The 14,131-nt window shown below is 71.8% G+C and carries 11 protein-coding genes; 6 read left to right on the plus strand and 5 right to left on the minus strand.

All coding sequences use genetic code 11. The annotated features are described in order from the left end of the window. Nucleotides 1-5 precede the first annotated feature (5 nt). From SAOR_RS02840 to SAOR_RS02850, 3 genes are read left to right on the plus strand one after another with little or no spacing between them, the layout of a single operon-like run. Nucleotides 6-785, plus strand: coding sequence for an exodeoxyribonuclease III (locus SAOR_RS02840; RefSeq protein ID WP_123630129.1), 780 nt, complete (start codon nucleotides 6-8; stop codon nucleotides 783-785). Continuing rightward, complete coding sequence (locus SAOR_RS02845; protein WP_123630130.1) at nucleotides 769-2,160, plus strand: AmpG family muropeptide MFS transporter; 1,392 nt, start codon at nucleotides 769-771, stop codon at nucleotides 2,158-2,160. Before SAOR_RS02840 ends, SAOR_RS02845 begins: the two co-directional genes overlap by 17 nt. After that, complete coding sequence (locus SAOR_RS02850) at nucleotides 2,157-3,542, plus strand: DUF4139 domain-containing protein (RefSeq protein WP_123630131.1); 1,386 nt, start codon at nucleotides 2,157-2,159, stop codon at nucleotides 3,540-3,542. The genes SAOR_RS02845 and SAOR_RS02850 overlap by 4 nt, the downstream gene beginning before the upstream one ends. Before the next feature lie 538 nt (nucleotides 3,543-4,080). On the opposite strand, the gene SAOR_RS02855 is transcribed toward SAOR_RS02850, so the two are convergent. Then, nucleotides 4,081-4,968, minus strand: coding sequence for a polyprenyl synthetase family protein (locus SAOR_RS02855; protein WP_123630132.1), 888 nt, complete (start codon nucleotides 4,966-4,968; stop codon nucleotides 4,081-4,083). Between the two features lie 464 nt (nucleotides 4,969-5,432). On the opposite strand from SAOR_RS02855, the gene SAOR_RS02860 reads away from it, so the two are divergent. From SAOR_RS02860 to SAOR_RS02870, 3 genes are all read left to right on the plus strand, one after another. Further along, nucleotides 5,433-6,194, plus strand: coding sequence for a phosphorylase family protein (locus SAOR_RS02860; RefSeq protein ID WP_123630133.1), 762 nt, complete (start codon nucleotides 5,433-5,435; stop codon nucleotides 6,192-6,194). A gap of 276 nt (nucleotides 6,195-6,470) precedes the next feature. Then, on the plus strand, nucleotides 6,471-7,616 hold the full coding sequence (locus tag SAOR_RS02865; RefSeq protein WP_123630134.1) for a thiamine pyrophosphate-binding protein: 1,146 nt from the start codon (nucleotides 6,471-6,473) through the stop codon (nucleotides 7,614-7,616). 530 nt (nucleotides 7,617-8,146) lie between these two features. Continuing rightward, nucleotides 8,147-8,773 carry an ABC transporter substrate-binding protein gene (locus SAOR_RS02870; protein ID WP_123630135.1) on the plus strand — a complete coding sequence of 209 codons (627 nt, stop codon included), beginning with the start codon at nucleotides 8,147-8,149 and terminating at the stop codon, nucleotides 8,771-8,773. A 425-nt stretch (nucleotides 8,774-9,198) separates the two neighbouring features. Here SAOR_RS02870 and idi read toward each other — a convergent pair whose 3' ends face one another. From idi to mvaD, 4 genes are read right to left on the minus strand one after another with little or no spacing between them, the layout of a single operon-like run. Continuing rightward, nucleotides 9,199-9,789: an isopentenyl-diphosphate Delta-isomerase gene (idi, locus tag SAOR_RS02875; protein WP_123630136.1), complete on the minus strand. Its 591-nt coding sequence runs from the start codon at nucleotides 9,787-9,789 to the stop codon at nucleotides 9,199-9,201. A gap of 9 nt (nucleotides 9,790-9,798) precedes the next feature. Next, nucleotides 9,799-12,072: a hydroxymethylglutaryl-CoA reductase, degradative gene (locus SAOR_RS02880; RefSeq protein WP_123630137.1), complete on the minus strand. Its 2,274-nt coding sequence runs from the start codon at nucleotides 12,070-12,072 to the stop codon at nucleotides 9,799-9,801. A 23-nt stretch (nucleotides 12,073-12,095) separates the two neighbouring features. Beyond that, nucleotides 12,096-13,139 (minus strand): mevalonate kinase family protein, encoded by a 1,044-nt coding sequence (locus tag SAOR_RS02885; protein WP_123630138.1) that lies wholly within the window; start codon nucleotides 13,137-13,139, stop codon nucleotides 12,096-12,098. After that, nucleotides 13,132-14,118, minus strand: coding sequence for a diphosphomevalonate decarboxylase (gene mvaD, locus SAOR_RS02890; protein WP_123630139.1), 987 nt, complete (start codon nucleotides 14,116-14,118; stop codon nucleotides 13,132-13,134). Before mvaD ends, SAOR_RS02885 begins: the two co-directional genes overlap by 8 nt. Nucleotides 14,119-14,131 lie beyond the last annotated feature (13 nt).

Raw genomic sequence — 14,131 nt, forward strand, 5'->3', positions numbered from 1 at the left:
CGTGCATGCGGGTCATGTCCTTCAACGCCAACGGTATCCGCGCGGCCCAGCGCAAGGGGTTTTTCGAGTGGATGGCCGCGCAGGCTCCGGATGTGGTCTGCATCCAGGAGCTCAAGGCCCAGCAGCAGCAGCTCGAGGGCGTGGCGGCGTTCTGGCCGGAGGGCTATCACTGCTTCTACGAAGAGGCGACCAACCGCAAGGGCTATTCGGGGGTGGCGATCTACGCCCGGCGCGAGCCGGACGAGATCGTGCGCGGCATGGGCCACGACGAGTTCGACGCCGAGGGGCGTTACATCGAGGCCCGCTTCGGCGCCCTGCGCATCGCGAGCCTGTACGCGCCGTCCGGCTCCTCGGGCGATCACCGTCAGGATTCGAAGGAGCGGTATCTGGTCTATTTCCTGGATTTCCTGCGCGCCCAGGCCGCCGCCCCCGGCGAGTATCTGATCTGCGGCGACTGGAACATCGCGCACAAGGAGATCGACCTGAAGAACTGGAAGAACAACAAGAAGAACTCCGGTTTCCTTCCGCACGAGCGCGAGTGGATGGACCGCCTGTTCGGCGAGGTCGGGCTGGTCGATGTCTTTCGCGAGATCAACCCGCACGAGGATCAGTTCACCTGGTGGTCGCAGCGCGGCCGGGCCTGGGACAACAACGTGGGATGGCGTATCGACTACCACGTGGCCACGCCGGGCCTCGCCGCGACGGCCACGGCCGAATCGGTCTATCGGGCCGAACGGTTGTCCGATCATGCGCCGCTGACCATCGATTATGACCGCACCCTCTGAAGACGCGGCGCCGGCGCGCCGGTCCTGGCGCGATGCGCTCGCGATCTATCTGCAGCCGCGCGTCATCGGCATGGGTTTTCTCGGCTTCTCGTCGGGGCTGCCCTTTCTGCTGGTCTTTTCGACGCTGTCGGCGTGGCTGACCACGGCCGACGTGTCGCGCACGACCATCGGCTTCTTTTCGTGGATCGGCATCACCTACTCGATCAAGTTCTTCTGGGCGCCGGTGATCGATCGCCTGCCGCTGCCGGTGCTCGGCTGGCTGCTCGGCCGACGGCGCGGCTGGATGCTGCTGGCCCAGTGCGGGCTCATGGCCGGGCTGTTCGGGATGGCGAGCACGGATCCGAGTGCGGATCTGGAGCAGCTGGCCTGGTTCGGCCTACTGGTGGCCTTCGCCTCGGCCACCCAGGACGTCACCGTCGACGCCTGGCGTATCGAGGCGGTCGCCGACGAGATGCAGGGCGCGATGGCGGCCACGTACCAGGCCGGCTACCGGCTCGCGATGCTCACGGCCGGCGCGGGCTCGTTCTACATCGCCGCGGTCAGTTCGTGGCCGACGGCCTACACCGTCATGGCCGCGCTGGTGGGTGTGGGCATGGTGACCGTGCTGCTGCTCGGCGAGCCGGAGGCCTCGGTCTCCCGCGATACGTCGGTGCGCGAGCAGTGGGCCCTGGACTGGCTCGCGGCGCGTTCGCACCGACCCGGCTGGCTGCGCGCCATCCAGACCTGGGTCGTCGGCGCGGTGGTCTGTCCCTTCGTGGATTTCTTCGCCCGCTACGGCCGGCTCGCGATCACCATTCTGCTGCTGGTGAGCCTGTTCCGCGTGGCCGACATCACCCTCGGGGTGATGGCGAATCCGTTCTATCTCGATACCGGCTATAGCGAGGCCGAGATCGCCAGCGTCTCCAAGATCTTCGGCCTGATCATGACGCTCGGCGGCGCCGGCCTGGGCGGCGTGCTGGTGGTGCGCTACGGCATCCTCCGGCCGCTGCTGGCCGGCGCCGTGCTCACCGCGGTCACCAACCTGGTGTTCGCCTGGCTGGCCACACTCGACGATCCGGGCATGGCCGCGCTTGCGGTGACCGTCTCGGCGGACAACCTGTCCGGCGGCATGGCCGGCTCGGCGTTCATCGCCTATCTGTCCAGCCTCACCAACACGGCCTACACGGCGACGCAGTACGCGCTGTTCTCGTCGCTCATGACGCTGCCGGGCAAGTTCATCGGCGGCTTTTCCGGGTGGGTCGTGGACCAGTTCGGCTACGGACCGTTCTTCAGCTACACCGCCATCGCCGGCCTGCCGGCGGTGCTGCTGCTGATCTGGCTCATCCGCCACGACCGCGCGCGGCGCGATCCCGACCCCATGGAGACATCCTCATGACACATCTCAGCATTCGGCCCGCTCTGACGGCTGCCGCGGCCCTCGGTCTCGCACTGTCCTGGAGCGCCGGCGCGCAGACCGGCGATCCCGCGCCCGCGGAGGCGACAGTCGATGCCGCCGCCCTCTACAACACCGGTGCGGCCGTGATCGAGAACAGCCGGGAGGTCGAGCTCGCCGCCGGCGCCCAGACGCTGGACTGGCCGCTGTCGGGGCGCCTGCGGCCGGAGACCTTCTGGCTGTCGGCGCCGGGCGTCTCGCTGACCGGATTGAGCGCGGCCCGGCCCGACGACGAGGGCAGCGGGCGTCTGGCCGCCCGTGTCGGCCGTTCGGTCACGCTTTTACGGGGCGCCGGCGACGCGGCCGGCGACAGCCGCGAGGGCCGACTGGTCGGCGTTCAGGGCGAGGCGGTGCTCGTGCAGGTCGACGGCCGTATCGAGCGGCTGACGGACGGCTCGCCCTGGCGTATCGCCTGGCCCGCGGATACCGGTTCCGACCCCGGCGGTGTGCAGCTCGACGTCGAGGCCGAGGCCGCCGGCACGCGGGCCCTGACCGCCACCTACCAGATCGACGGCCCGCGCTGGCAGGCCAGCCACACCGGCCGTTTCGACGCCGAGACCGGCGAACTCTCGCTGACCACGATGGCGGTGATCGACAACGGCGGCGGCGCGCGCCTGAGCGCCGACCGGGCATGGCTGGTCGCCGGCGAGGTCAGCCGCGCGGGCAACGGCGGGCCGCAGCCGGTGATGATGGCCCGCAGCGAAGCCAAGGCTGACGCCGCCTCCGGGCCGCAGTCGACCGGCGACACCTATCGCTATGCGCTCGACGGCGGCATCGACGTGCCCGCCGGGGCGACGCGCGCGGTGGCGATCATGGCGCCGCATACCTTCGAGGCCAGTCGCCGCTACCACCTCGAGAACAGCCTGTATTCGGTCACGCGCGAGACCGAGCGCAGTCACGCCGCGGTGCGGCTGCGCTTCGACAATACGGCCGAAGTGCCGCTGCCCGCGGGTCCGCTGCGCGTCTACGACGGCCAGCATGCGGCGGGCCTGATGGGCGAGGCCACCATCGGCGACACGCCGACGGGCGCGCCGGTGAACCTCACGCTGGGCGCCGCCTTCGATATCACCGCCGAGCGCCGTCTCGTGGACGATTCGCGCGCCGAAGGCGGCCAGCGCAGCCGGACCGTCGAAATCACGCTGCACAATGCCGGCGACGCGGCGGCGACGGTCGATGTCGTCGAACGCCTGCCGGACACCGCCGAGATCGAGTCCGCCTCCGAAACGCGTGTCGACGACGGCCCGGCCAACAGCGCGCAGTGGGCGCTCGACGTGCCGGCCGGCGGTGACAAGCGGCTGCGTTACACCGCCACCTGGACGGAGTAGGCCCAGCGCCCGCGAGCCGGGGCCGGGGCACGGCCGGGGCGAGGCGCGGCCGAGACGCACGACGCGGCCGGACAGAGCCGGCGCGACGACCGTGTACGGCGCTGCGCCGCCATCGCCGCGCGCCGGCTGAACCGCTCAGCCGGCGATGCGTCGGGCACGAGGACGCGCCAGCTCGCGGGGGCCGCTATAACGCCTGCGGCTTCACGACAGTCGGTCGTCGTCCGGCGTGGCCGGGGTCGACGGGCCCGCAATGTCGACATCTTCCACTCGGGGCGACGGCTGGCCGCAACGGTTGGCACTCCTGCGGGCCGGGGCCGTGAACCGGCATGACGGCGCCCGGCGCGCGGGCGGCCCGTTCAGAGCTTGCGGACGTCGTGGAGGCGAACTATGGACCGCCGCGCGGTCGCTTGTTCCAGAGTCGCGGGTCGAAACGTCCGTGGCCTGGAGCCGCCCGATGCCGGCATTGCGGGCGCCGTACGGGCTTGCCCGGGCGACGTTTCGAGGTCGCTAACTCCGGTGCGGCAGGTTTCGACGGCGCTCAGTGGTCGCGCCTGACGATCTCGTCGGCGATCGTAAGCAGGGGGGCGCCGGCCGCGCCGAATACGGCGAGCGCTTCGATCGCCTCGGCGTGCAGTCGGTCGGCGTAGGCGCGTGCGGCCTCCAGGCCGAGCAGGGCGGGGTAGGTCGCCTTGTCGTGGGCCGCGTCCGCACCCTGGGTCTTGCCGAGCACGGCCGTGCTGGAGTCGATGTCGAGCACGTCGTCGCGAACCTGGAAGGCCAGCCCGATGCGAGTGGCGAAGCGATCCAGCGCCGCCCGTTGCGCGGGGTCGAGATCGGGGTGGCTGTCGGCCGCCATCAGCACGCAGGCGCGCAGCAGGGCCCCGGTCTTGAGCGCATGCACGTGTTCCAGCGCGTCGCGGTCGATGGCCCGGCCCTCGCTGAGCATGTCCAGGACCTGGCCGCCCACCATGCCGCGCGAACCGACCGCCCGGGCGAGCGTGGCCAGCAGGGCGGCACGGACAGCCGGCCGCGCGTCGAGCCCCGGGTCGGTGGCCAGCACTTCGAAGGCCAGCGCCTGCAGCGCGTCGCCGGCGAGGATCGCGGTCGCCTCGTCGTAGGCGATGTGGGTGGTCGCGCGCCCGCGCCGCAGCGCGTCGTCATCCATCGCGGGCAGGTCGTCGTGGATCAGGGAATAGGCATGGATGCACTCGACGGCGACCGCGGGGGCGTCCAGGGCGGCCGGATCGAGACCCAGGACCGCGCCCGTCGCGTAGACCAGCCGCGGCCGGATGCGTTTGCCGCCGCTGAGCACGCTGTAGCGCATCGCCGCGTGCAGGCGTTCCGGCGCGGTGTCGGAGGACGGCAGAAGACGCTCGAGCGCGTCGTCGATACGCGCGGTCTGATCGGATGGGGCACTGCGGGTCATGGCGGGCGGTGTCGGTGGCGGAGGCCGGCAGATGCGGCGCGGCGGCGTAAGCAAGCCACCGATGGTCCGGTGGCGTCAACCGGCTTTACCTCGGCCCGGTGCGATGGTGTAGTTTCGGCCCGCCGCGACGCCGGTGCACCGTTCAGCCGTCAGAGAGGATCCGCGTTCGCCATGCCCCGCATCGCCGTGCCGACCGACAGCCGGACGCCCGTGTCGATCCGACGGCCGTCATCGTTGCCCGCCCTTTGGCGCGCTGACGGGCGGCCGTGCCGGCGGGTGCTCGGGCGCGGCGTGCCAGCGCGAGCCGGCGCAAGGCGATGTGAGGGTGCGCGGTCCAGGCGAGCCGATCGGCGCCCGCGAGCCCGCCGCTGCAGCGGCCGCCCAGGGCTCGACGCCGGGGTGGCCTGTTGCGGCCGCCGTGGGGCGCGTTTCGGGCGTGGCGCTCGCGGCCGAGGATCCCTTCCATGAGCGCCGGCAGTCTGTGCGTACCGGCGCGCGCGCAGGTGAGCCGGCCCGGCATCGTCGCGGCGCTGCCGGGCGAGGTCCGGGCGATGGCGCGGCTGCGGGCGCAGGGCCGGGCGAGCCTGACCGGCGGCGCGCGGCTCGCGCTGTCGGGGCTGGGGGCGGCGCGCGCCGAGACCGCGGCGCGCGCGCTGGTCGCCGACGGGGTGGACGGGCTGGTCAGCTGGGGCTGTGCCAGCGCGCTCGTGCCGGCCCTCGCCGTCGGCGACCTGCTGCTGCCGCGCGAGATCGTGACCGCGGCCGGCCCGCGGCTGGCCGTCGATGCCGAATGGCATGCGCGCCTGACCGACCGGATCGGCGGTGGCGCCCGGCTGCGTCACGGCGCGCTCGCCGAGACCCGCGGCGTGCTCGGCAACGCGGCGAACAAGCAGGCACTGCACGCGCTGTCCACGGCGATCGCGGCCGACCGGGAAAGCGCGGCGATCGCGGCGGTGGCCGTCGAATTCGGGCTGCCGTTCATCGTCGTGCGTGCGGTCGCCGACGATGCCGTGATGACGGTGCCGCCGGTCGCGCGGGCGGCGCTCGACGACGACGGCGCACTGCGCCCGCTGCGGGTGCTGCGGCGGCTGGTCCGCCCGCCGGCGGGGCGTCATGCCGAGCTGCGCGCGATCAAGCAGCTGGCCGTGGCCTTTCGCACCGCCCAGCGCACGCTCGATGCGGTCGCTCCCCTGCTGCTCGACACGGAACCAGACGGCGATACGTGAGGCCGCGTCTCAGGAATGGCGCCGTGACGGAGCCGCCCCGGCTTGCGCTGTCGTTCGCCGCGGGTATCGTTGGCGCGTCATGCAGGATGCAGCAGCAACGAAAGCGGCGGCCGGCGCGGCACCTTCCCAAAGGACCGGGCGAGCGCCGTGCCCGCCCGGCGCCGGCCTGAGCTCGCCGGTGGGGCCGGCACGGCACGCATCGCCCGTCGAGCGCGGGCGGACGCCGCCCACGAGTGCTGCGATACGCCTTCCGATTGTCCAGAAAGCAGGTGTCACATGATCCAGGCAAGCGACTTCATCGACCGTATCGGCGCCCACGGCTATGACTTTTTCGCCGCCGGCCCGTGCGCGTCCTTCACGCCGTTGGTCGATACCGTGATCGACGCTCCGGGGCTCGATTACCTCGCGGTCGCCAACGAGGGCGACGCGGTCGCGGCGGCGGCCGGCCACGCGCTGGCCGGCCGCCGCGCCGTGGCGCTGATGTCGGATGCGGGCCTGGGCAATGCGGTGTCACCGCTTGCCGCGCTGACCTGGGCGTTCGGCCTGCCGATGCTGCTGGTGGTGTCGTGGCAGGGCGCCGACGGCGACGAGCCGCAGCCGGCGTTGCTGGGCCGTATCACGCCCGATCTGCTCGACAGGCTGGAGATCGCCTGGGAGCGTCTGCCGGAGGACGCCGGGGATCTGGAAGCCGTGCTCACGCGCGCCGAGGCGCATATGGCCGAGACCGGGCGGCCCTACGCGCTGATCGCGGGCGGGCGAACCTTCACGCCGGCCGAGGCCGGCCAGGCGCAGGCGCCGAGTCAGAGCCGCGGCGCCATCACGTTCCGGCCCGCGCCCCGGCGCACGCCGCGGGTGACCCGGCGCGACGCGCTGCGGCGGCTGGTCGGGCGCACCGACGAGACGACCGACGTGATCATCACCGGCAGCGATCATGCGGGCCGCGATCTGCACGCCCTGGCGGATCGGCCCAACCATTTCTATCTGCCCGATGCCGCGGCCCGGCCGTCCATGCTGGGTCTCGGGCTGGCGCTGGCGCGGCCCGATCTGACCGTGATCGTGATCGAGGGGGACGGCGGCGCGCTCACCTACATGGGTGCGATGGCGACGCTGGGTGCCTACGGACCGAGCAATCTCTGCCAGCTGCTGCTGGACAACGGTTGCTACGAATCCGCCGGCGGTCAGGCCACGGTCTCCGCCGGTCTGTCGTTCGCCGCGATCGCCGCGGCCACCGGTTATCGCACGACCTACGAGGGCCACGACATCAATCTCGTCGACCGCGTGCTCGAGGGCAGTTCGCGCGGGCCGGCGTTCTCCCACCTGCATATCGTGGCCGACGGCGAGACCGGCGCGCTCCCGCGACCGCCGCTGGCACCGAGCGACCTGCGCGCCCGTTTCATGCGTCATATCGGCGCGCTCGGCTGAGCCGGTTTTACAACCCGGCCCGGGCCGGCGATCGCGCCCTGGTCCGGGTGAGCCGTGCGACCGGTCGGGTCGCACAGTCCCTATCCGGCGATGGTCCCCCTCGGGCCCGCGCGGCCGTGGCTGTCGGTGGCCGGCTGGGCGCGAACCGCGTATCCGGGGCGTCCTGGGTATGACCGTCAGCTCGGTCGCGACAGCCTGCGGGTAGCGGGCATCGGCCCGGATGGCCACGCCGGTGCTTCGCCCATTGGCGGCGCTGTTCAGGCCGCTGATCGTGTTGGTTGTCCGGCCTCCGGATGCCGCGAACCGGTCTTCTAGCGACGTTGCCCGGCGCTGATCCGACGCGCCGCCGCCCGGACGCGATGATCGTTCGTGTCGTGACCCGCCTCGACGGATGCCGATCCGGTTTTGCGAGGTCCGGCGAGCGCGGCGGCCGATGACGATTCGATGAACGATCGCGCGGCCGCCGAACTGTCGGGCCGCCGCCGTGGTCCGACTTCAGCGAGCTGGCATTCCTGGCGGAGAGCGAAACGATGCAAGGACTCAAGCAGACCGTGATCTGTGTGGTGGCGACCCTGGTGATCTGCGCCTGCATCGGCGTCTGGACGGTGGCCGCGGCCGAACCCGCGCGGGCGACGGTCGAGCGCGTCAACAGTCGTGTCCTGATCGTGATGAAGCAGGCCGAGGAACTGGGTTTTGCCGGCCGCTACCGCGAGCTGGCCTCGACCATCGAGGACCACTTCGATATCGAGCGCCTCGCCCGCCGCACGCTGGGCAAGCAGTGGCCTGCCCTCGATGCCGCGCAGCAGGCCACCTGGGTGGACCAGTTCGGCAGGTATCTCATCCGCGCCTACGCCCAGCGTTTCGACCGCGACGGCGGCCGGCACTTCGAGATCACTGGCGCACGCGACGTCGATCGCGGCCGTCGCCAGGTCGAGGTCGCACTCGTCGGCGATGACGGCGAACGCACGCCCATCCGCTATGTGCTGGCCAACCGGGGCGGGGACTGGCGGATCGTCGATATCACCGGCCGCTTCGCCGAGACGCTGGGTCTCGATTCGGATCGCCGGGCCGCCGCCGTGCGCGAACACGGCGCCGCGGCGTTTCTCGATCGTTTCGAGCGACGCCTCGAGGCCGGCCCGGAACTGCCGCAGGCCTAGGCGGGCCGCTGGGCCTGCGGGAATCGTGCGGCTGGCCTGGCGCCCGGCGCGTCGCAAGGCGATGTGAGACCGGCTGCCGACAGATCACGGCTGCGCGGCCGTGAGCGTCCGCACGGGGTGGAGCACCCTCTCGTCGGATGATTGTGTTCAATAGCGAGGCGCCATTCAGTGCTGGCGACGCCGTGAGGGCGTGTCGCGGCGTGTGCCGGGTCGGAGGATTGATCGCCCGGGCCCGGCGACGACGTCGAAGCGTGCTGAAAGACCATCGGCGGAGCGGGCATCCGCCGCAGGTCGGGAATGGGCGTCGCGCGATCGTGCCGCGGGTGCATCGACCGGCGATGCGGTGCATCGTGGCCGGCCCAGGGCCGGACATGTCGCTCGCCGCGGGTGACGCCCGCTCGGTGAACGGGGCGTGGCAGCCGCGATCAGCGCGCGGCGAGCGCCTCGACGGTGTCCCAGTGCGCGGCCCGGATGCGCGGCCATTCCATCTTGAGCCAGGGGGTGTAGCGTTCCGGGTGCGCGGCCAGTTCGGCGTCGAGCGTGTCGGGTGCGACCGGACGGCAGGCCGAGATCTCGTTGGGATTGACCGAGACCGGCGCGTCCGAGCGCGCGGCGTAGACCGAACACATCTCGTGCTCGGAGCCGGCCTCGCCGAAGCGGGCGTGATACTCGAAGCGATAGAGAAAGCTCAGCCGGGCGTCCACGCCCAGCTCCTCGCGCAGGCGGCGCACGGCCGCCATGTCCACGCTCTCGCCGCGGCGCGGATGGCTGCAGCAGCTGTTGGACCAGTAGCCGCCCCAGAGTTGCTTGCCGTCCGCGCGCCGCTGCAGCAGCGTGTTGCCGTTACCGTCGAACAGGAAGATCGAGAACGCGCGGTGCAGCACGCCTTCGCCGATGTGGGCCTCGGCCTTGGGCATGTGGCCGAGGACATTGTCGTCGGAGTCGACCACGATGAGCGGCTCGTCGTCGAAGGAGACGACCGGGGCCGCGGCGCTGGCGTCGATTTCCGGTCTCATGGCGGCAGCCTAGCGAATCTCGGTGATGAAGGTATTGTAGCCGGCCGCGCGCATGGCCGAGGCGATGGACTCGGTGCGGTCGGCCTCGGCGACCGCGATCATGGCGCCGCCACCGCCGCCGCCGGTGAGCTTGGCGCCCAGCGCGCCGTTACGACGCGCGATCTGGACCAGATCCTCGATCTCGCGCGACGAGACCTGGAGGGCGTTGAGCAGGCCCTGGTCGATGTTCATGAGCTCGCCGAGTTCGGCGAGATCGCCCTTGCGCAACGCCTCGACCCCGGCCAGGGCGAGTTCGTCGATCTGCGAGAAAATGCTTTCGTAGCGCTGCGGGTTGTTCTGCCAGGCCGTGCGCACGTGGCCCACCGTCTGCATCGTCAGCGTGGCCACGCCGGACAGACCGATGACGATGGGCACCGGCCGCGGCGTGGCGAGATCGCGGATGTCGGGCCGGGCCCGGGCGCTGTCCTTGCGGAACAGGATCGGGCGGCCGAAGGTGGCCAGTGTGTTGTCGATGCCCGAGGGCGTGCCGTGGGCGATCTTCTCGCAGTCGAAAGCGAGATTGGAGATCTCGCGTTCGCTGATCTCGACCGCGAAGCAGCGCGCCATCGCCCGGATCACGGCCACGGCGAGCGCGGCCGAGGCGCCCAGCCCGTTCGCGCGCGGCACCCGCGGGAAGACCTCGATGCGCATCGCCCGGTCGGCCACGCCGAGGCGTTCGGCGATCAGCGAGATCGAGGCGTGCAGGGAGCTGATCGCCGGCTCCGGTTCGGACAGGCGCATCTCCACGCCCCAGCGCGGGATCATCAGGTCGATGTGGTCCCGCTGGGGTTTGACCTCGGCGCGGATGTCCAGCGGGATGGGGGCCGCGATCGCATGCCGGCCGTAGACCACCGAATGCTCGCCGAGCAGGATGATCTTGCCGTAGCCGATGTCGCCGGCGGATTCGCCGTGCGCCACGGTCTCGCCGCCGTCGGTGGCGGGCGTCGCGGCCGGGGCGCCGGCCTCGAGTTCGGCGATGATCTCGCGCGCCCGCCAGACCTTGATGTCGCCGCCGGCGATCAGGCGGTCGACCACGTCCTCGAAGCGGGCCTCGCTCGCGCCCGCGGCCATCGCCACGCTGCGGGCGTGCAGGGTCATGTGGCCGCGCTGGATGCCGTGCGTCGACAGCGCCTTGATCGCGGCCAGGTTCTGGGCGAGCCCGACCGCGCCCATGACTTCGGCGAGTTCGGCCGCCGAGTACACGCCGAGCACGCGATGCGCGATGCGCACCGCCTGGTTGGACTCGACCTGGCCGCCGACGGTGCCGATCTTGAGCGGCACGTCGAGCTCGCCGACCAGGTCGCCGTCGACGTTGGCGTACCAGCGGGTCAGCGAGCTGTAGCGCCCGGTGCGCGCGGCATAGGCATGGGCGGCGGCCTCGATCGCGCGCCAGTCGTTGCCGGTCGCGATCGCCACGGCGTCGATGCCGTTCATGATGCCCTTGTTGTGCGTGGTCGCGCGGTACGGGTCGACCTCGGCGAATTCGTTGGCGAGGATGATGCCGTCGCGCACCTGCTCGCCGGAATAGTCGCCCGCGGCGAGCTGGCGTGTGGGAATGGTGGCCCGGGCGCGCACCAGCGCGCGGTCGGTCAGGTTCGACAGGATGCGCAGGAAGACCCGCCCGCCGGAGATCTTCTCGACCAGCGGGGCCGCGCCCTCGCACATCGTGTTGACGAGGTTCGCGCCCATGGCATCGCGGGTGTCGACCAGCAGATGCACCACCAGCATCTCGCCGTGGTTCGCGGTGCTGCCGTGGGTGAGCACCTCGATGTCGCAGGCGCCGCCGCCGCGGGCGACCATGTTCGGATGCAGGCTGTTGGCGAGGTTGAGGATCTCCTCGCGCGCCTGCAGCAGGGCCTGGCGGGCGTGGGCGGCATGCGGCACGTTCACGATCTGGATCTGGCCGATCAGCAGCGGCCGGTCGGCGACGCTCTCGAAACCGCCCGCCGCGCGCACCAGCTTGGCCGCGGAGCTGACCGCGGCGATGATCGAGGGTTCCTCGACCACCATGGGCACGAGATAGTCGCGGCCGTTGACCCGGAAGTTCAGCCCCAGACCCATCGGCAGGCCGAAGGCGCCGATGACGTTCTCGATCAGGCGATCGGCCTTGTCGGCATCCAGCAGGTGGGTGCCGTCCATGAGCATGTCGTATTCCGTTTCGCTGATCACCTCGCGCTCGAGCAGCACCCGCAGCCGATTGGCCACCGAGAACTTGTAGAACGCCGGAATCCGGGAATGGCTCATGACGCGGCTGTCGTGGTCGTTGCTCAATACAGTAGTCTAGCGCGGGCGTCTGCGGTGGCGCTCTCGATGCGCACCCCGGGTGCACCGAAGGCCATCGGCACGATCTGCGCGCCGGTCTCGGCGAATGCCTCGCACACACGCCGGTCGTCCTCGCCGCGGTGCACGAACACCAGCCCGACGTCGCCACCGCCCGCGCCGGAGGTCTTGAACACGGCATTGTAGCGCGCCGCGAGCGTGTGGAGTGTCTCGTGGTGCGGTTCGACGATGCCCGCGTCCGCGCCGTGGTCGAGTGCCCGCAGTGCCTGATGATAGGCCTCGGCCAGACGCAGGAAGCGCGCGTCCTCGGCCAGCGCATGCTGCGCCTCGTCGGCCAGCGCCGACAGCCGCGCGATGGCCGCGGCGTGGGCGTCGGGGTCGTGCTGCGCGTAGGCGCGCACCCGTGCAACCAGATCGGCGGTGCGTGCGCCGGTGCCGGTGATCACGATCCGCAGCACGAGCGAGGCCGGCCAGCTCAGGGGTGTGGGCGGGCGGTCGCGGGTGTAGCTGATCAGGCCGCCGTACACGGCGGCGGCGACGTCGCCGCCGCTGCCGGCGCCGTTCTGGGCGCGCCGGTGCGCGTCGATCGCCAGCCGCGCGAGCGCGTCGGTCGGGAGCGCTGCGCCCGCGGCGTGGGCCAGTGCGCGGGTGAGCGCGGCCGCGACCGCAGCGCTCGAGCCCAGGCCCAGCTTGTGGCCGTCGCGGGCGAAATCGTGGCTGTCGATGGTGACCGCCTGCGGGCCGGGCAGGCCGATGTGCTCGGCGATGTGGGCGCGCACGGCGTCGAACACGGCCAGCCGGGTCCGGGTGCGGTCGTCGATGTCCGCCGGCAGGCAGGCATCGGCCGCGAGCGTGATCCCCTCTAGGCCGAGGTTGGGGGCGCTGATCCGCCACCGCGCGCTCGGCGCGAGGGTGACCCGTACGCGCCGGTCGACGGCGGTCAGCAGGGCCGGCGCGCCGTCGAGGACCGCGTACTCGCCAATCAGGAACAGCTTGCCCGGCGCCGAGACCGTCAGCGGCGCGTCAGTCATGGCAGCGGGCGTCGGGGCCGAGCGCGCTGCGACGCGTCTCCAGAACGCCCGGCACACGCTCGAGCGCGGCGGCGACCGTCTCGGCGTGCGCCGGCGGGCAGAGTGCTTTGACCTGCGGCCCGGCGTCGATCGTGAAGTAGACGGGCACGCCGTCGGCGCGCAGCGCGCGGACGGCGTGCATGGCCGCCACGGTGGCCGCGTTCCAGTAGATCTGGCCCGGACGGGTGGACAGCATCAGGCCGTGCAGTTTCAGGCAGCTGTGTTCGGCCAGTTCGCCCATGGCCTGGAAATCCCGCGCCGCGATCGCTTCGCGCATGGCCGCGAGGTCGGGCTCGGCGTGATCCACCCAGGCCTGATAGAAATCAGACGTGTCTGCGCTTCCGGTCATGCCGGCGGTCGAATCCAGCGCCTTGGCGCCGTGTTCGGTGATCGCCACGATCACCGTCAGCGGCCAGTCCGCAGCGTCGAGAAGCGGACTGGCGGCGGCGTCGAGGCCGTCGTCGCGCGCGCCGCGCCGCATCTCGACGAAGCCGCCGAAGATCGAGCGCGCCGCCGAGCCGGAGCCCTGGCGGGCGAGCACCGACAGCGCCCGCGGCTCGAGCGTCAGTCCGGCCGCCCGGGTCGCCGCGACGGCGAGGGCGGCGAAGCCCGAGGCCGAGGAGGCCAGCCCCGCGCCGGTGGGGAAGTTGTTCCACGACTCGATGCGCGCGCGGGTGTCGATGCCGGCCTCGGCGCGCACGAGGTCGAGAAAGCGCGAAAAGCGGGTGGTGTCGGCGCGCCGCCCGCCGATATCGACGCGATCCGCCTCCAGACCGGGCAGGAAGGCCACGCGGGTATCGGTGTAGAGCGCGTCCAGCGTGATCGAGATCGAGCCCACCGCCGGGAGGTTGAGACGCGCATCGCGCTTGCCCCAGTACTTGATCAGGGCGATGTTGCTGTGGGCGCGGGCGGTGACGCCGGCGGCGTTCGGATGGCTCATCGACGCGTGTGGG

Source organism: Salinisphaera orenii subsp. orenii MK-B5 (genome assembly GCF_003788635.1).
GTDB lineage: Bacteria > Pseudomonadota > Gammaproteobacteria > Nevskiales > Salinisphaeraceae > Salinisphaera > Salinisphaera orenii.